Annotated in this window: 13 protein-coding genes; 9 read left to right on the forward strand and 4 right to left on the reverse strand. The window is 35.8% G+C overall.

The annotated features are described in order from the left end of the window. Nucleotides 1-24: 24 nt before the first annotated feature. Both ABJD27_RS08780 and recA read right to left on the reverse strand, forming a co-directional pair. A complete protein-coding gene (locus ABJD27_RS08780) occupies nt 25-438 on the reverse strand; it encodes a hypothetical protein (protein ID WP_348167612.1) in 414 nt (137 codons plus the stop codon). 96 nt (nt 439-534) lie between these two features. After that, nucleotides 535-1,542: a recombinase RecA gene (recA, locus tag ABJD27_RS08785; protein WP_348167609.1), complete on the reverse strand. Its 1,008-nt coding sequence runs from the start codon at nt 1,540-1,542 to the stop codon at nt 535-537. A 437-nt stretch (nt 1,543-1,979) separates the two neighbouring features. On the opposite strand from recA, the gene ABJD27_RS08790 reads away from it, so the two are divergent. Then, on the forward strand, nt 1,980-3,014 hold the full coding sequence (locus tag ABJD27_RS08790; protein ID WP_348167606.1) for a rhodanese-related sulfurtransferase: 1,035 nt from the start codon (nt 1,980-1,982) through the stop codon (nt 3,012-3,014). A gap of 91 nt (nt 3,015-3,105) precedes the next feature. Here ABJD27_RS08790 and ABJD27_RS08795 read toward each other — a convergent pair whose 3' ends face one another. Continuing rightward, entirely contained in the window at nt 3,106-4,515 is a 1,410-nt protein-coding gene (locus tag ABJD27_RS08795) for a peptidoglycan DD-metalloendopeptidase family protein (RefSeq protein ID WP_348167603.1), read from the reverse strand. A gap of 190 nt (nt 4,516-4,705) precedes the next feature. On the opposite strand from ABJD27_RS08795, the gene ricT reads away from it, so the two are divergent. The 6 genes from ricT (at nt 4,706) to ABJD27_RS08825 (ending at nt 11,006) form a co-directional block, all read left to right on the forward strand. After that, complete coding sequence (gene ricT / locus ABJD27_RS08800) at nt 4,706-6,016, forward strand: regulatory iron-sulfur-containing complex subunit RicT (protein ID WP_348167600.1); 1,311 nt, start codon at nt 4,706-4,708, stop codon at nt 6,014-6,016. Next, on the forward strand, nt 6,009-6,491 hold the full coding sequence (locus ABJD27_RS08805) for a gliding motility lipoprotein GldH (RefSeq protein ID WP_348167597.1): 483 nt from the start codon (nt 6,009-6,011) through the stop codon (nt 6,489-6,491). The genes ricT and ABJD27_RS08805 overlap by 8 nt, the downstream gene beginning before the upstream one ends. Nucleotides 6,492-6,496: 5 nt before the next feature. Beyond that, on the forward strand, nt 6,497-8,827 hold the full coding sequence (locus tag ABJD27_RS08810) for a transglycosylase domain-containing protein (RefSeq protein ID WP_348167595.1): 2,331 nt from the start codon (nt 6,497-6,499) through the stop codon (nt 8,825-8,827). A 112-nt stretch (nt 8,828-8,939) separates the two neighbouring features. Next, entirely contained in the window at nt 8,940-9,641 is a 702-nt protein-coding gene (locus tag ABJD27_RS08815) for a CoA transferase subunit A (protein WP_348167593.1), read from the forward strand. A 45-nt stretch (nt 9,642-9,686) separates the two neighbouring features. Beyond that, a complete protein-coding gene (locus tag ABJD27_RS08820; RefSeq protein ID WP_348167591.1) occupies nt 9,687-10,343 on the forward strand; it encodes a CoA transferase subunit B in 657 nt (218 codons plus the stop codon). Between the two features lie 6 nt (nt 10,344-10,349). Further along, complete coding sequence (locus ABJD27_RS08825) at nt 10,350-11,006, forward strand: hypothetical protein (protein WP_348167590.1); 657 nt, start codon at nt 10,350-10,352, stop codon at nt 11,004-11,006. A gap of 462 nt (nt 11,007-11,468) precedes the next feature. Here the strand turns inward: ABJD27_RS08825 and ABJD27_RS08830 are convergent, their stop codons facing one another. Further along, nucleotides 11,469-13,154 (reverse strand): ABC transporter ATP-binding protein, encoded by a 1,686-nt coding sequence (locus ABJD27_RS08830; RefSeq protein WP_348167617.1) that lies wholly within the window; start codon nt 13,152-13,154, stop codon nt 11,469-11,471. Between the two features lie 399 nt (nt 13,155-13,553). Here ABJD27_RS08830 and ABJD27_RS08835 point away from each other — a divergent pair, with 399 nt between their 5' ends. Then, a complete protein-coding gene (locus tag ABJD27_RS08835) occupies nt 13,554-16,742 on the forward strand; it encodes a S8 family serine peptidase (protein WP_348167588.1) in 3,189 nt (1,062 codons plus the stop codon). A gap of 453 nt (nt 16,743-17,195) precedes the next feature. After that, nucleotides 17,196-19,850: S8 family serine peptidase (locus tag ABJD27_RS08840; protein WP_348167585.1), on the forward strand; the 2,655-nt coding region annotated here is incomplete at its 3' end.

Raw genomic sequence — 19,850 nt, forward strand, 5'->3', positions numbered from 1 at the left:
ATAGTTATTGGTTAGTTACCTTTTCTATTCTACAATAGGTACATTAAATGTCAAAAATGTGGGATCGCCTTCGGCATTATTTCCCGCAAAAAAACTTAAATTTAATTGACCTACTTCTTCTGGTGTTATAACTAGTGGAGCTGTCCTCATATCATCTTGTAAACCTGAACAACTAGCTCTTCCTTGAACTACCTTTGTTACAAGAGCAATCTCTCTTACATCTCCATCTGTATTTATATCAAACCCATTAAACGCATGACATGTAGAGGGTCTTCTATATGTTACTTGTAACGTATCTGTTTGTCCCACTACAAATGTATCAGGAACATCACTTACAGTATTTACAGGCGTAACTTCAAAAAAGAAAGTAGGTACATCATCTGTACTACATCCTATTAGGAATAAAAAAACGACAAATAGTATACTTATTTTTTTCATATATTAATAAGGCATTTATACTATAGATACGTAAAACACTAAAAGGTTGCGTCCTGATGCAAAAAAACCTCCTAAAAATAGGAGGTTTTTAAAATGCTATTCATTTGATGCTTTAATTGCAGCGTGAATTTTTGTTTCGAGTTCTTCCATCAGATCAGGATTATCTAGCAACAATGCTTTGACGGCATCTCGACCTTGACCGAGCTTTGTGTCTTGATAACTAAACCAGGAACCGCTTTTCTTTACGATCTCATAATTTACACCTATATCTATAATTTCTCCTACTTTAGAAACGCCCTCTCCATACATAATATCAAACTCTGCCATTCTAAATGGAGGTGCTACTTTATTTTTAACAACCTTTACACGGGTTTTATTACCCATTACATTTGCATTACTGTCTTTAATTTGAGTAGATCTTCTTATGTCTAATCGTACAGAAGCATAAAACTTTAATGCATTACCTCCAGTCGTCGTTTCTGGATTTCCAAACATAACACCTATCTTCTCACGTAATTGATTAATAAAAATTACGGTACAATTGGTTTTGCTTATCGACCCAGTAAGTTTACGAAGAGCTTGCGACATTAATCGTGCATGTAATCCCATTTTTGAATCTCCCATTTCGCCTTCTATCTCGCTTTTAGGAGTTAGAGCGGCCACAGAATCAATAACGATGATGTCTATTGCTCCAGAACGTATCAAGTTATCTGCAATTTCAAGAGCTTGCTCCCCATTATCTGGTTGGGAGATAATAAGATTTTCTATATCAACATTTAGTTTCTCAGCATAAAAACGATCAAATGCATGTTCTGCATCTATAAATGCAGCAATTCCTCCTGCTTTTTGAGCTTCAGCGATAGCGTGAAGCGTTAGTGTTGTTTTTCCAGAAGATTCTGGTCCATATATTTCGATAACACGTCCACGAGGATACCCTCCTACACCCAAAGCAACATCTAGGCCCAAAGAGCCTGTTGGGATAGAATCTACATCTACAATAGCTTGATCTCCCATCTTCATTACGGCGCCTTTTCCGTAGGTTTTATCTAGCTTATCTAAGGTAAGTTGTAGCGCTTTTAATTTGGCTTCTTTTTCACTGCTCATTTTCTTCACTTTTTGAATTCTAAAAATTGGTAAGTAAAAGTAGGGTTTCTATTTGAAGGGGGCAAGGTACGCTTTCGCGAAAGCGTAATACTTTTTAACAAAAAATCTTTTTTTTAAAAACACGCAACCCTTTTCTTTTTTGTAGTCTACTTCATGAGAAGTAATACCAAAAATGAGTTTAAAACGAATTAAAAACAATAAAATCCAACTGAAAGCGAAGCGTTCTATGATGCTAACGCATAGCAGAAAGTTGGAAGGCGGCTAGCTTAAGCGACATTTCTGTGCTTGTAACACAAATAGAAATAAGTTTAACAAATGAATTAGCCGTTCAAAAAAATGCCCGCAGGATCAACCTCCGGGCATTTTTTGTGATCTTTTTATGAAGATATAGTACCTTTGCAAAAATTATTTCTTTTTAACTTAAATACACGTATAGCATGCAACTGTACAACACATTAAGCGCAAAGGAGAGAGCAGCCCTTATAGACGAGGCTGGAGATGAGCGCTTCACACTCTCTTTTTACCAATATGCACATATAGGTAACCCCGAACTTTTTAGAAATCACTTATTCCTAGCTTGGGACGACATGAATGTCTTAGGGCGCATCTATGTCGCCAAAGAAGGTATTAATGCACAACTATCTGTTCCTGCAACAAATTTTACTAAGTTCAAGTCCTTTATAGATAAGATTCACTTCTTATACAATGTACGTTTAAACATTGCCATAGAACAAGACAACAAGTCTTTTCTAAAACTCAAAGTAAAAGTGCGTAATAAGATTGTAGCCGATGGACTTATTGATGAAACTTTTGATGTGACTAATAAAGGAATTCATGTAGATGCACAAACATTTAATACACTTATCGAACAAGAAGATACTGTGCTTGTAGATATGCGTAATCATTATGAAAGTGAAATAGGTCATTTTAAAAATGCTATTACTCCAGATGTAGATACTTTTAGAGATTCTCTAGACATCATAGAAGATGATCTTAAAGATCATAAAGAAGATAAAAAACTAGTAATGTATTGCACGGGTGGTATACGTTGTGAGAAAGCGAGTGCTTACTTTAAACACAAAGGGTTTAAAAATGTATTTCAACTAGAAGGGGGTATTATAGAATATGCCAGACAGGTCGAACAACAAAAGCTAGATAACAAATTCAAAGGAAAAAACTTTGTTTTTGATCATAGAAGAGGAGAGCGTATTTCTGAAGATATTATTTCAAATTGTCATCAGTGTGGTAATTCGTGCGATACTCATGTTAACTGTGCAAACGAAGCTTGTCATCTCTTATTTATTCAATGTGAATCTTGTGCTTCTCAAATGGAGAATTGCTGTTCTCAAGAGTGTGCAGAAATAACACACCTTCCTCATGAAGAACAGAAAAAACTAAGAAGTGGTAAAGGCAACAGTAACAAAATATTCAAAAAAGGACGATCTGAGAAATTAAAGTTTCAGAAAAAATAAATCTCTTAGGTTTTAAAATACACTGCGTAAAAACAAAAAAGCGACATTATATAATGTCGCTTTTTTAGTATCATAAAGGTGTGTGTTTGTTTTATCTTTTGATGATCCTTAATACTGTCTGAGCATCAGAATCAATGGCTTTTGCTGTTACAAAATAGATTCCTGTTGTTAAATGAGTAAGATCCATTTCTAAACTCACTTCATTTAAGTTTTGAAAATCAAGCACTGTTCTACCTACAGCGTCTCTTATTATAACTTGTCCAAGAGCTACAGGAGCTCCTATAGTTACAATATCATTTGTCGGATTTGGAAATAGTCTAACTTCATCAAATATCTCATCTTCTACAGAAAGTTGACCTACAGTAAAGGTATGTTCGTCAACTTCTTCATTATAGGTAACAATATACGTCCACTCTCCTAGTACACTGTTTATTGTTCTTTGTTGTGCCCACCAAGAAGCGGCATAATCATCTGTAAAATTTGTCGTCCAGCTAGAAAACAAATTTCCATTAGGATCATATACTTCATTTAGAGCAGATGTTCCAGTTACCTGGTCTTTATAATACCCAATAAACCATATTGTTGATTCTGGATCAAATTGTGTGCTCTCAAAAGTCTCTTCTATTTCTGGACATGTTCCAAAATTAGGAAGGTCCGTATGCGTAAGTATTGTATTAATTCCAGTGTTAAGGTATTCTTTTTGTTCTGCCCACCAACTTGTGTCATTAAGATCATTACACGGTCCAGCATAAGGATCTATAAGATTACCCCCTGCGCTTTCATATACTTCAAAGTGTAAGTGAGGTCCTGTTGAGTTTCCAGAACTAGCAACAACTCCTAAAAATTCTCCTTGTTCTACCGTATCTCCTACATTTTTTGTTGTAAGGCTTCCGCTTTTCATATGTCCATACCAAGCAACACTTCCGTCAGAATGCTCTACAAAAACGGCGTTCCATTGTTGCCCGTTTCCACCAGCAGTACAATTTTTATCAAAGCTGCCATCATTTTTAAAAACAATTTGTCCTGCGGCTGCGGCTATAACCTCTGTTTGTTCTTCTTCTACTTGTTTCCAAGAAAATGGCCATAAAAAAATATCGACACCTTGGTGATTATATCCACTTGAAGTATCATAAGTTCGTGTACCACAGTTCCAATCTTCTAGACCTCCTGTCGTTTCATCATGATCAAAATAAACAGAAATAGCCCAAGTACTATTATAGTCAAAATCATCTGCCTGTCTTACAGGCCAAGCAAATGCTACTTGTTGTGATTCTCTTTGTAAATGAGGTCGATAAGATCGTAATTCATCTCGAGAAAGTTCTTCTATATTATTTAAAAGAGTTCCTTGATATGTTTGATACTCTCCTTCTGAAAGACAATTAAGTCCTGAAGCATTAAATATCATTTGCCCACCTTGTGTTTGATTAAATTCTTGTGCAAGACCTATATTATATATACCGAGTATACATAATAAAAGAGTTACACGTAGAATTAGTTTCATAAGGTGGAGTTTAAGTCTTAAATTTGTTCGATCGCTTTTTCAAAAAAGGAAACTAACAAAAGAAACCTTAATAAATGGTATCTTTAAACCTTAGCTAGCTATCAAAACTAAATAATAATAATGAGCAAAGTACAAAATTTATCAATTAAATATTGATTTTTAGTCTTTTGCCTTAAGATATATCTAATATATGGCGTGTGGTAATTGCGGAACAGGAGCCGATGGGCAACCTCGTGGTTGTAAAAACAACGGAACCTGTGGAACAGATGGTTGTAATAAACTTACTGTTTTCGATTGGCTTTCAAATATGACTATTCCAGAAGGTCAGACAGGATTTAACTATGTCGAAGTTCGTTTTAAAAATGGACGTAAAGACTATTATAAAAATACAGAAAGCCTATCTTTAAGTATCGGAGATATTGTTGCCACACAGGCAGCAACTGGGCATGATATAGGAATGGTTACACTTACAGGAGAACTTGTACGTGTCCAAATGAAACGTAAAAAAGTAAAAGAAGATACCGAAGAAACACTTAAAGTATACCGCAAAGCGACTCAAAAAGATATAGACATCTGGACAAAAGCTAGGGAGCGAGAAGAGCCTATGAAGGTAAAAGCGCGCCAGATAGCGATACGACTTGAACTACAAATGAAAATCTCTGATATTGAGTTTCAAGGAGACGCATCAAAAGCTACATTTTACTACACCGCAGAAGATCGTGTGGACTTTCGTCAACTCATCAAGGAATTTGCTCAAGAGTTTAGAACGCGTATTGAGATGAAACAAATTGGTCTTCGTCAAGAAGCCGCTAGACTTGGAGGAATCGGCTCTTGTGGACGTGAATTATGTTGCTCTACTTGGCTCACAGACTTTAGATCTGTAACAACAGGTGCTGCTCGTTACCAACAATTATCTCTCAATCCTCAAAAACTAGCAGGACAATGTGGGAAATTAAAATGCTGTCTTAATTATGAGTTAGATGCTTATATGGATGCATTAAAAGAATTTCCAAAAACAGACGTAAAGCTATACACAGAAAAAGGAACTGCTGTTTGTCAAAAAATAGATATTTTTCAAGGATATCTTTGGTACGCTTATGAGGGTGAATGGATGAACTGGCATCAACTTACAGCTGCTAATGCTAATGAAATTATTGCAGCAAACAAAGCAAAAGAACCCGTAGTAAGTCTAGAAGAATTTGCTGCAGAAATAGAAAAAGACACTAAAACAGACTTTGGAAACGTTGTAGGTCAAGACAGTCTTACTCGTTTTGATAAACCAAAACAAACAAACAAACGTCGTAACAACCGAAATCGAAATAAAAAACGAACAGCAGCTACGGCCACAACTACAAAATCAAATCAAAAAAAACCAACTCAAAAGAAGCCAGCCCAAAAGAATACCGATCAAAAGAAGCCAGCCCAAAAAGGAAACACAAACGCAAAGCGCTCTAATAACAGACGTAATAGACCAAAAAAGAAACCTAACAACGATGTGTAAAGTAACGATGCTTTTACTCTTTGTTATTACCTTTATATCATGTGATAACAATCGTGTCTATGATAGTTATCATACCATGAATAATGGTTGGGTAAAAGAACAACCGATCCAATTTGAGATTTCTGACGTAGATAGTATAGAACCTCATAACTTGTTTATTACATTACGTAATACAAATGAGTATAAATACAGTAATTTATTTCTTATTGCAAGAATGGATTTCCCTAATGGGAAAAGGCTTACTGACACATTGGAATATGAAATGTCAACCCCAGAAGGAGAATGGTTAGGAACAGGATTTAATGACGTAAAAGAAAATAAACTATGGTATAAAGAAGGTGTACGCTTTCGCGAAAGCGGAACCTACAAATTCTCCATAGAACATGCCGTACGTAAAAATGGAAACATTACTGGAGACGTACGATTAGAAGGGATTACCGAAGTAGGATTACGTATAGAACGTTCTCAAAATTAATAACAATGGCAAAAAAGCAAATCAAAAATAAAAAAGCAACTCAACCTCAAAACAATTTTAAAAAATTTATAAAATGGTTCTGGGGATTATTTGCTGGGGGTCTTCTGGCTATAGTGCTATTATTCTTACTTGCAAGTTGGAATGTTTTTGGAAAGCTTCCAACCTTTGAAGAATTAGAAAATCCAGAAAGTAACCTCGCTACCAAAATCATTTCGGCAGATGGTCAACAACTAGGAACTTACTATAACGAAAACCGTACACCTATTAAGTATGAAGACTTACCTCAAAATCTTATAGATGCTTTAGTCGCCACCGAAGATGAGCGTTATTATGACCACTCTGGAATAGATTTTAGAGGAACCGCAAGAGCCTTTGCATATTTAGGACAAAATGGGGGCGCGAGCACCGTGACACAACAGTTATCTAAGCTTTTATTTTCAAATCCTCCTAAATCAACCATAGAACGATTAATCCAAAAAGTAAAAGAATACGTCATCTCAACACGACTAGAGCGTCAATATACCAAAGAAGAGATCATTACGATGTATCTTAATAAGTTTGGCTTCTTGTATAATGCTATTGGGATAAGTTCTGCATCCCGTATTTATTTTAATAAAAATGTAAAAGATTTAACTTTAGAAGAATCTGCGGTCTTTGTTGCCATGCTTAAAAACCCTAGGCAGTATAACCCTCATCGCGAAATATCTAGAGAAAAGTCTAAAAGACGTCGGGATCAAGTCTTTAAACAAATGGAAAAAAACGGCTTTCTTACCACTGCCGAAAAAGATTCATTACAAGCATTACCTATGATCGTTAGGTTTACTCCAGAAGGACATAGAGATGGTATCGCAACCTATTTTAGAGAAAATCTTAAAAAGTTTCTAGCAGACTGGATTGAAGAAAATCCCAAAGGTGAAGATGCAGATGGAAATATAGAATATTACAATATATACCGTGATGGATTAACCATTACCACAACAATAGATTCTAGAATGCAGCGCATGGCCGAAGAAGCCGTACAAAAGCACATGCCAAGACTGCAATTAGAATTTGATAAACAGAATGTAAAAAATAAAACTGCACCATTTAGAGATATTGAACAACACGAAGAAGATCTCATCTTTACTCGTGCAATTAAAAGCTCTGACAGATGGCGCAAAATGAAAGCCGCTGGAAAAAGCGAGGGTGATATCCTTAAATCATTTGACATAAAAACAGATATGTCTATATTTTCTTGGCAAGGAGATATAGATACTATAATGACTCCTCGCGACTCTATACGATATTATAAAAAGTTCTTACGTACAGGTATGATGTCTATGGTTCCTCAAACTGGAGAAGTTCGTGCTTGGGTAGGTGGTATTAATATGTCACACTTTCAGTATGATCATGTACAAACAGGAAAACGTCAAGTAGGATCTACTTTTAAGCCTTTCTTATATGCTACAGCAGTAGACCAACTACACATTTCACCCTGTGATACATTACCTAATACATTGTTTAGTATTGCTGCAGGAACGCACGGAAATACCAAAGATTGGGAGCCTAAAAACTCTGACGGAAAATATGGAGGTATGATGACGATGAAAGATGCACTTGCAGGTTCTGTTAATACCATATCTGCTAGACTCATGAACGAAGTAGGACCTCAACCTATTATTGATCTTGTTGAAAAACTAGGAGTTGATGTAGAAAACATCCCTCCTGTACCCTCAATCGCATTAGGAACAGCAGACTTAAGCCTTTATGAAATGGTCTCTGCATATAGTGCTTTTGCAAACAAAGGAGTGTATATCAAACCGCAAATTGTAAGCTCTATTGCCGATAAAAATGGAACTATTCTTTATCAACATGTTCCAAATCCTAAAGATGTATTAAGTGAAGAAGCAGCCTATGTTACCTTAAAATTAATGGAAGGAGTAACAGAAGCTGGTTCGGGACGTAGATTACGTACAGGAAAATCCAACCGTGCAGATTATAAAAACGTAGTAACGGGTCATCCTTATTCTTTTAGAAACCCTATTGCTGGAAAAACAGGAACTACACAAAACCAAAGTGATGGTTGGTTTATGGGTATTGTCCCTAATCTTGTTACAGGTGTATGGGTAGGAGGTGATGATAGAGCTACACATTTTAGAACAACCCGATATGGACAAGGTGCTACAATGGCGCTACCTATATGGGGATTATATATGAAAGATGTCTACAGTAATAAAGATCTTAACGTCTCTGATGGAAAATTTGAAAAACCAAAAGACCTATCTATAGAGGTAAATTGTGAAGATTATAAAGGAAAAGGAGTAAGTGATGAACTCCCTGACGAACTAGACATGTAGTTTCTCTAAAAACAACAATTAAAAAACCTGTCAAATTTGATGGGTTTTTTTATGCTTTCGCGAAAGCGTACTCATCTCTAATTTTTGTATTTTTAAATCAAATTAAATAACGATGATCACAAAGAAAGTAAACAGTGTTCAAGAAGCATTAAAAGGCGTAAAAAGCGGTATGACCATGATGTTTGGAGGTTTTGGCCTAAGTGGTATTCCAGAAAATGCTATTGCACAACTTGTTCATCTCGATATAAATGAGCTTACCTGTGTCTCTAATAATGCGGGGGTAGATGATTTTGGACTCGGATTGCTATTACAAAAACGTCAAATCAAAAAAATGATTTCTTCTTATGTAGGAGAAAATGCAGAGTTTGAAAGACAAATGCTTAGTGGAGAACTAGATGTAGAGCTCATTCCTCAAGGAACACTTGCAGAGCGCTGTAGAGCTGCCCAAGGAGGATTCCCTGCTTTTTATACCCCAGCTGGTTATGGAACCGAAGTAGCAGAAGGAAAAGAGACACGGTTATTTAATGGAAAAATGCATGTATTAGAACACGCATTTGATGCAGACTTTGCTTTTGTAAAAGCTTGGAAAGGGGATGCTGCGGGAAATCTTATTTTTAAAGGAACTGCACGTAATTTTAATCCCAATATGTGCGGTGCTGCAAAAATAACAGTCGCAGAAGTAGAAGAACTTGTTCCCGTAGGAACATTGGATCCTAATCAAATACATATTCCCGGCATTTTTGTTCAACGTATTTTTCAAGGAGAACGCTATGAAAAACGTATTGAACAAAGAACCGTAAGAACAAGAGAGTAATTTGTTTTTTGCTCAAAAAAAACCAACAATAGTATCAAATTGATTATGGCATTAAATAAAAATCAAATCGCACAACGTATCGCTCAAGAAGTAAAGAATGGGTATTATGTAAACTTAGGTATAGGTATACCTACACTCGTAGCAAATTATGTACGCAATGATATTGAGGTAGAATTCCAAAGTGAAAATGGGGTTTTAGGAATGGGACCTTTTCCATTTGAAGGAGACGAAGATGCAGACATTATTAATGCAGGAAAACAAACCATCACAACATTACCTGGTGCCAGTTTTTTTGATAGTGCAACAAGTTTTAGTATGATACGAGGTCAACACGTTGACCTTACAATATTAGGCGCTATGGAAGTCGCAGATAATGGAGATATCGCAAACTGGAAAATACCAGGCAAAATGGTAAAAGGAATGGGAGGCGCTATGGACCTAGTCGCTAGTGCAGAGAATATCATTGTCGCTATGATGCACACCAATAAAGCTGGACATTCTAAATTACTTAAGCAATGTAGCTTACCTCTTACTGGAGTAGGCTGTGTAAAAAAAATAGTAACCAACCTAGCTGTTATAAAAGTCACCTCTGAAGGCTTTCTTCTTTTAGAAAGAGCTCCAGGAGTTTCTGTAGAAGATATTCAAAATGCTACCGAAGGAAAGCTCACCATACCAGATGAAGTCCCAGAAATGAATCTATAGATAACTATGACTATATACGATCTTCAAAAACAACCTCACCTTTATACATATATCGAAGATCGTAATTATGATATTATTTCAGATCGTTTTATACGTAATACATTTAAAGCATTAGATTTTTTATATAAAACTAATGCGCTCACTATTACATATGAAGATGATGGAGTCATGGAAACAGTAGATATTATAGATGTATTGGTAGCAGATACGATACACGATATTAAACTTGTGTACTCCAAAGGCAAAAACTTTTATAGCCCCAAAAATAATACTGTAGGTTTTTATGACACCCATGGCCTTGTCTTTAGAAAAAATCATCGTAAGAAATGGTTTATAAAAAACAAAGGCTATAATTCTCCTATGGCCGTGCTTGCTCATGAATTAATACATTGCTATAATGAGCTTTTTGAAACAGAAGATTATATAAGACGTAAAGGAGATCTTTCTCCAAGAGGTAAAAAATTAGATCATGCTGGACGTGATCTTTCTTTCCCAAATAAAGAAGAAGAGTTTGTGATTAAAATGACAAACCAAGTTGCAAAACGACTTCAAGAAGACAAACGCTCTAATTATGGACGTTCTTATTACCAAGTAGCAGATGTTCGTTATGTGAGAAAACACACAGAAAACAAAAATGGCAGGTTTTCTAAAATTTTCAAATAATTTTCTCCTTCAATTTTATTAATTCTGATGGCTTATTTTTTCTATTTATTATGTTTTGACGATTAAAAACTCAATAAAATCGATGAAATACACAAAATTTTAACATTTAAAGAAAAAAATTAAGATTAAAATTTGGATAAGTAAAAAAATATACTACATTAGCACTCCCCAAATGAAATAATTGATATCGATAAAGTGTTTAATTAACCAGACAAGTGACCAGTTAAACCTTTATCAAAACCGAATAGCTTTAAAACTCATACGAGTGTTTAATGTTATGATTTGTTAGAAATCCGCGGGGGGAGCCCTGCGGATTTTGTTTTACCCCTAATCGAAACAAATTACTATGGAGCCTAATTACTCTTTAAACCCTATCAAATCATTTTTCAACAGCCTTAAAGAAGCATTTAACTTTATAGGCAACTGTTTATATCTTGCCAAAAAGGTATTTCTATTTATGATTTAAGCACCTTTAGGAATAGCATCTATAAGATTCTTTGTATATGCTTTATCAGGGTTTTTATAAATACTATCTGCTTCTCCTATTTCTTCTATCTTTCCTTTATTCATAACCACAAGTTGATCAGACATATATTTGACCACTGCCAAATCATGTGATATAAATATGTAAGTAAACTTAAAATCTTGTTTTAGTTCATTAAGTAAATTTAAAACTTGCGCTTGAACAGAAATATCTAATGCGCTTACAGATTCATCACATATAATTAATTTAGGTTGTACTGCTATAGTACGTGCAATTCCTATACGTTGTCGTTGACCTCCGCTAAACTCATGCGGATATCTATTATAATGTGAACTTTCTAAACCTACTCGATGTAATATCTCCATCGCTTTTTCTTTACGCTCCTTTTTTGTCGAAAATAATTTATGCACTTCCATAGGTTCTGTTATAGCCTCGCCTACAGTAAGTCTAGGGTTTAAGGATGCATAAGGATCCTGAAAGATAATCTGTATCTCTCTGCGTAAAGCTCTTAATGCTTTTCCTTTAAGAGTTGTAATATCATTTCCTCTATATATAATAGAGCCCGCAGATGCTTTATCTAGTTGCAAAATAGCATTCCCTAAAGTTGATTTTCCGCAACCAGATTCACCTACAAGTCCTAATGTCTCTCCTTCATATAAAGAAAAAGAAATATCATTTACCGCTTTTACAATTCTAGTTTTACCAAATAACCCTGTTTTAGAAATATATGTTTTTTCTACATTCTGCACTTCTAATAATGGTGTTGTCTCATACAATTCTTTTAATCGTTTTGTACGTTCTTCAGGAATTTCAACCTGAGAATCTATCATATTTGTAAGATAGTCTGTAATTGTAGGCAGTTTAAGTAAGCGATTTTCTAGAGACGGTCTTGCATTTAATAATGCCTTTGTATAATTATGAGTGGGTGTTTTAAATAACACCTCTGCTGGAGCCTCTTCTACTATATCTCCTTTATACATAACAAGTACTCTGTCTGCAATCTCTTTAACTAGCGATAAATCATGAGAGATAAAAATAATACTCATTCCTGTCTCTTCTTGAATATCTCGAAGTAATTGTATGATCTCTTTTTGTACAGTAACATCGAGTGCTGTAGTAGGCTCATCGGCAATAAGGATTTCTGGGTCACACGCAATCGCCATCGCAATCATCACACGCTGTTTCTGCCCTCCACTTATTTGATGTGGATATACATTAAACAAACTTTCGGGATCGGGTAATTTAACTTTCTCGAAAAGTAGAATAGTCCTTTCTTTGGCCTCTTGGTTTGTTAATGCTGTATGCTGTTTCAAAATCTCAATCACTTGATAACCACAAGTAAGCGATGGATTTAAAGAACTCATGGGTTCTTGAAAAATCATAGAGATTATTCGGCCTCGTAAATTCCTATATGCTTTCTCAGAAAAAGAAAGAAGCTCTGTACTCTTAAATAAAATACTTCCTTTTACTATTGCTTTTTTATCAAGAAGTCCCAAAGTAGCTAGGCTTGTAATAGACTTTCCAGATCCAGATTCACCTACAATAGCAAGAATCTCATTTCTTCTAAGGTCAAAAGATATCTCATGTATAACCTCTTCAATACTTCCTTTTTGAGGGAATGAGATTGAGAGTTTATTTACAGAAAGTATCGTGCTTTGTTCCATCATTTCAAAAGTACATATTAATTATAGTGTTTTGTCGATAAACAAGCATACTTGTTTACTCAATATGTGACTTTTTCAAATCATTATTTGGAAAATACCGTTTTTCTAAAAACAGTAATAATATATTGTATGTCTCCTTAATTTATAAATATAGTTGTGTGTATTCTTCTCATTTTGAGGTAAAACCTTATTTAGGTTGTTGTTTTAAATCAAATTCACAAAAATCAAATGTTAATTTTGAGTATTTCATCGATGAAATTTTTACCAGTTTTACTTGTAAAAGATTTTTTCGTGCATTTTGTCGAAAATTTTTTTTCTTTCTGTTTTTTTGATTGACTTTCGCCGCCGTAGTAAAAACATTGTAATGTAATTACTTACCCCGAACCATAAACAACAATCATGAAAAAAAACTACCTAAGAGTACTATCTCTAGGATTGGCATTATGTGCAACACAAGTAAATGCGCAAACGCCAGACCAAATCGCACAAATCAAAAAAGAAAACAATCAGGAACGACTTGCTCAATTAGAACAGCAGTTCTTACAAATTAATTCTCAGCAACGTCAACTTGCAAAACAACAAGCCACTCAAAAAGGTCTTGAAACTCTGCTTACTTTAGAAGATGGAGGTCTTGCAGAACTACAACGTATTCTTCCTGACGGAACACCTGTATATTATCGTACATTTAATGCAAATACTGCTGTATCAACAAGAACAACTCATATTAATGCTGGAGGTTCATTAGGATTAAACCTAATGGGTCAAAATATGACAGCATACGTATGGGATGGTGGTCATGCAAGAGCATCTCACCAAGAGTATGATGGAACAGGAGGAACAAATCGCTATACTGTTCAAGATGAAGCAAGTGAAGGAATTCAGCTTAATTACCATGCTGCTCACGTAACTGGAACCATTATGGCTTCTGGTGTTCAAGCAGAAGCACAAGGAATGGCTCCTCATGTTACAACCAATGGATATCGTTGGAATGATGATGTTGCAGAAGCAACAGCTGCAGCTGCTAATGGAATGCTTATCTCTAATCACTCATATGGACTACTAGGAACGACTATTCCTGATCAATGGTTTGGATCTTATTCTAGTGAGTCTCAAAGCTGGGATGAAATTATGTATAACGCACCATTTTACCTTATGGTTGCTGCTGCAGGTAATGAAGGAAACATAGATTCATTTAACGGCGCTCCACTTGGCGGAAATCCTACGTATGACAAGCTTACCGGTAAAGCAATTACAAAAAACAACTTAGTTGTTGCAAATGCGCAAGATGCCAGTGTCGGAGTAGATGGATCTTTATATAGTGTTACTATTAATGGTGGAAGTAGTGAAGGACCTACAGATGATTTCCGTATTAAGCCAGATATCGCTGGTAATGGAACAGAAGTATACTCTACATTCCAAAACAGTGATACTGCATATAATTCCCTTTCTGGAACGTCTATGGCTTCTCCTAATGTAATGGGATCTTTATTATTGCTTCAACAACACTATAATGATGTTAATGGCGCTTTCGCGAAAGCGGCAACACTTAAAGGTCTTGCTTTACACACAGCAGACGACGCTGGATCTAATGGTCCTGATGCAATCTTCGGATGGGGATTATTAAATGCAAAAAGAATGGCAGAAACAGTTACTGCTAATGGAACTACAGCGACAATTGATGAGCGTACATTAACTGATGGTGATTCATATCAAACTCAAATTACTGTGCCAGCAGGTAAGATTTTACAAGCATCTATTTCTTGGACAGATGCTCCAGGAACTCCTGTAACTGGAACAAATGATCCTACCCCTGTACTTATTAATGACCTTGATATCCGTATTACTAAAGATGCAGACACATTTATGCCTTGGAGATTAACGGGTGTTGACTCAAATGCAAAAGAAGATAATGTTGTAGATCCTTATGAGCGTGTAGATGTTGAAGGAGCAGATGGAACATATACAATTACCGTAACTCATAAAGGAAGCTTATTCTCTGGAAGTCAGAACTACACGCTTATTATAACCACGATAGATACTCCAGTAGAACCTGTAAACGAATGTATCGTACAAGTGAATACTTTCCCTTATACCCAAGGGTTCAATAATACATTAGGACAGTGGACTCAAGATTCTAACGATGATTTTGATTGGGCAATAAATAGTGGAATTACACAGTCTAATGGAACAGGGCCTTCGGACGCAATAGAAGGATCTCATTATATATATATGGAAACTTCAAGCCCTAACAATCCTGGGAAAACGGCTATCTTAAATTCTCCTTGTTTCGACTTTACTGGAATGACAGAAGCACAAGCTACTTTCCAATATCATATGACTGGAGATGCTGTAGGTTCTATTCGTTTAGAAGCAAGTACAAACAGTGGAATTTCTTGGACAGAAGTATGGCATAAATCAGGAAATCAAGGTTCAAACTGGCAAAAAGCTACTGTAGACCTAAATGCTTATGTGGGCGGAACAGTTTCTTTAAGATTACAAGGAGGATCCGGAAACGGCTGGCAAGGTGATATAGCTATAGATGATTTAATGATCTCTGAAGGAGCTTTTGTAGATATTATTGCACCTTCTACTCCTATTAACTTAAGTACTTCCGATATTACAGAAACAACATTAAATCTAACTTGGGATGCTTCTACAGATAATGTAGCTGTTACTGGATATGATGTATATGTAGACAATGTTCTTTTTAATACAACAGCGACAAATTCAATAAATATTTCTGGATTAGTAGCTGAAACAACGTACGCGCTATCAGTAAGCGCTAAGGATGAAGCAGGAAATGTTTCTGCAACAAGCGCCTCTATAAATGCAACAACATTAGCTGCGGAATCAAATCAAATCCCTCCTACTGGGTATTGCTCTTCAAATGGAAATATAATAAGTGATGAGTATATCCAAAGAGTACAGATAGGAACTATTGATAATACAACTGGTGCTTCTGCCGGAGGATATGGTGATTTTACAAATTTATCTACAGAACTAGGAACAAATAATACAATTACAATTACTCCTCAATGGACAGGAAGAGTATATAGTGAAGCATATGCTGTATTTGTAGATTGGAACCGTGATGGTGACTTTGGAGACGCTGGAGAAACAGTATACACTAGAGCAGCAACAACAGCTACTCCTATCACAGGAACATTTAGCGTGCCTGCTGGTGCAGCTATAGGAGCTACACGTATGCGTGTATCTATGAAGTATAATGGATTACCTACAGCTTGTGAAAGTTTCCAATATGGAGAGGTTGAGGATTATATTGTAACTGTGGGTGCTTCTAGTGGTACTTTCTCTGATGGAGATACTACTACTAGCGCTTTTGAAACAAATTCAAATACATCATTTGAGTTTAGTGTATTCCCTAATCCAGTTACTAGAGGACAACTTTCAATACACGTTACTGGAACAGATGTAGAACGTTATACTATCTACAATATGTTAGGTCAAGTTGTAAGTTCAGATACTTTTAGTAATACATTAGATGTATCAAGACTTAAAGCCGGTATGTACATTATAGAAATTGCTATAGGAGATCAAACTCAAGCTAAGCGATTTATTAAAAAATAAAAAGGAATACTACTTGAGCACTATAAAACTAGTGTTAAGAAAAGCCCGATGTTGTAATGACATCGGGCTTTTTGCTTATAGATAATATATTTTCTCTTCTTATTTTAAAACAAGATAAGGAGGATCTCTTTTTTAATGGATAATATGATCTTCTAAAAAAGCATATTGAATATCATTTTTTAAAAAATGACACATTCTAATTATTCAATTTATAACGTTAAAATGCAAAAAACAAAATGCATACTTTTTAACAATTACATCAAAAATTGATCAAAACAATACGTTTTCTGTAAAATTATAAAGAAATGCATACTTTTTTTAATGATTGTTTAACAATTTTTGTGTAGTTAGTCGAAAAAATTTTTGTAATCACAAACAATTCATTTTTTTTGCAGAAATGTTTAAGAATCCTTAACCATTCAACTAAAAACACTAACTAAAATCAAAACAATTATGAAAAAAATGTACTTAAAGAGATTATCTCTTTTAGTGGTATTTTTAGGATCAATGTCTGTCTATGGACAAACACCCTCACAAATCCAAGAAATCACCAAAGATTACGATCTAGCTAACCTCACTCAGTTAGAACAGAAATTTTCCCAAATTAATCAACAACAAAAACAATTAGCAAAACAACAAGCTACACAACGAGGTCTTGCTACAACACTACTTCTAGAAGATGGGGGTTTTGCTGAATTGCAACGTATTTTACCAGATGGAACTCCTATTTATTACCGCACATTTAATACAGACGCAGCTAGATCTACACGTACAGATCATCTAAATGCAGGAGGTTCCTTAGGGCTTAATTTAATGGGTCAGAACATGACAGCTCACGTATGGGACGGTGGTCATGGACGTGTTACACATCAAGAATATGATGGTCCTGGAGGAAATAATCGCTTAACAATAAGAGATATTGCTTCAGAAGGAGGAACACAATTAAACTTTCATGCCGCTCATGTATCTGGAACTATTATGGCTTCAGGTGTACAAGCCAACGCTCAAGGAATGGCACCACATACAAAAGTAGATGGGTATATGTGGAACAATGATGTTGCAGAAGCAACTGCTGCTGCTGCAAACGGGATGTTAATCTCAAACCATTCTTATGGTTTTAGAGGAGATCTTGTTCCTGATCAATATTTTGGAGCATATATTGACGAGTCTCGTAATTGGGATGAAGTTATGTATAATGCACCTAACTATCTTATGGTTGTTGCAGCTGGTAATGACGGAAATCAAAATAGTTATAATGGAGCTCCTTTAGACGGGAACTCATCATATGATAAACTAACAGGACATTCTACTTCTAAGAATAATCTTGTGGTAGCAAATGCTCAAGATGCAAATATTGCAGCAGATGGAACATTAATAAGTGTTACTATTAATAGTGGTAGTAGTGAAGGACCAACGGATGATTATCGTATCAAGCCAGATATTACAGGTAACGGAACACAGTTATATTCTACATATCAAAATAGTGATACTGCTTACAATTCTATTACAGGAACATCAATGGCTTCTCCTAATGTAACTGGATCATTATTATTACTTCAACAACATTATAATAATACTAATGGCGCTTTCGCGAAAGCGGCAACAATTAAAGGTTTAGCATTACATACTGCAGATGACATAGGACCTGCTGGACCAGATCCAGTTCACGGTTGGGGATTATTAAATGCTAAGAAAGCAGCAGAAACAATTTCTGGAAATGGAACTTCATCTATCGTAGATGAACGAACGCTTGCAAATGGTGGGTCATACCAAATACAAGTTGATGCAAACGGAGGTCCACTTTTGGCTTCTATTTCATGGACGGATCTTCCTGGAACAGCTACAACAGCTACAAACTCTAATACATCAAGATTAGTAAATGATTTAGATATACGTATTACACAGAACGGAACAACGTCTACTCCTTGGAGATTAACTGGAGTTACTACAAATGGAAAAGGAGATAACACTGTTGATCCATATGAGCGTGTAGATATCGCAAATGCATCTGGAAGTTATACTATTACAGTAACACATAAAGGTTCTCTTTCTGGAGGAAGTCAAGCATTTACTTTGGTTGTAACAGGTAACGGAACTTCAACTCCACCTCCACCAATAACATGTGATGCAACAATTTCTAATTTCCCATATGCAGAAGGTTTTGAAAACACTTTAGGTGCATGGTCACAAGGTTCTGGAGACGATTTTGATTGGGCAATAAATAGTGGAGGTACTCCTTCAAATGGAACAGGTCCTGCTGCTGCTGCTGCTGGTACATATTATGTGTATGCAGAAACTTCAAATCCTAATAACCCATCAAAGGTTACTATTTTAAACTCTCCTTGTTTTAATCTTACAGGAGTAAATGCTCCTTCGGCTACTTTTCAGTATCAAATGACAGGAACTGCAGTAGGTAATGTAAAATTAGAAGCTAGACTTGATGGTGAAAATACATGGACACAAATATGGTCCCAAGCTGGAGATCAAGGAGCCGCTTGGATAGAGGCAAATGTTGATCTTGCTGCTTATAGTGGTAATACAGTACAATTACGTTTTGTAGCAACTTCAGGAAGTTCTTGGTCTGGTGATATTGCTATTGATGCTTTTGGAATTGAAGGAGCACCAACTACAGATACACAAGCGCCTACAGTGCCTACAAATCTTTCAGTAACAGGAGTAACAACAACTACCGTAGATATCGCTTGGAGCGCATCGACAGATAATGTAGGAGTAACTGCTTATGATGTATTCCAAGGAAGCTCTAACTTAGGAGAAGTAACAGGAACTTCTGCAAACATTACTGGTCTTGCAGAAGGAACAACATACCAATTCTCTGTAAGAGCAAAAGATGCTGCTGGTAATGTATCTGCAAATAGCAACACAGTATCTGCTACTACAGATACTACATCTCCACCATCAGGCGGATGTGTAGGTGGAGAAAGTGCTCCATACTCAGAAAGTTTTGAAGCTAATATCGGACTTTGGTCGCAAGGCGGAGGCGATGATCTTAACTGGACTCGTGATTCTGGAGGAACACCTTCTAATAATACAGGACCTTCTTCTGGTGCAGATGGAGCCTTCTATATGTATGTAGAGGCTTCTGGTAAC

Origin of the sequence: Dokdonia sp., assembly GCF_039945015.1 — a bacterium.
Taxonomy (GTDB): domain Bacteria; phylum Bacteroidota; class Bacteroidia; order Flavobacteriales; family Flavobacteriaceae; genus Dokdonia.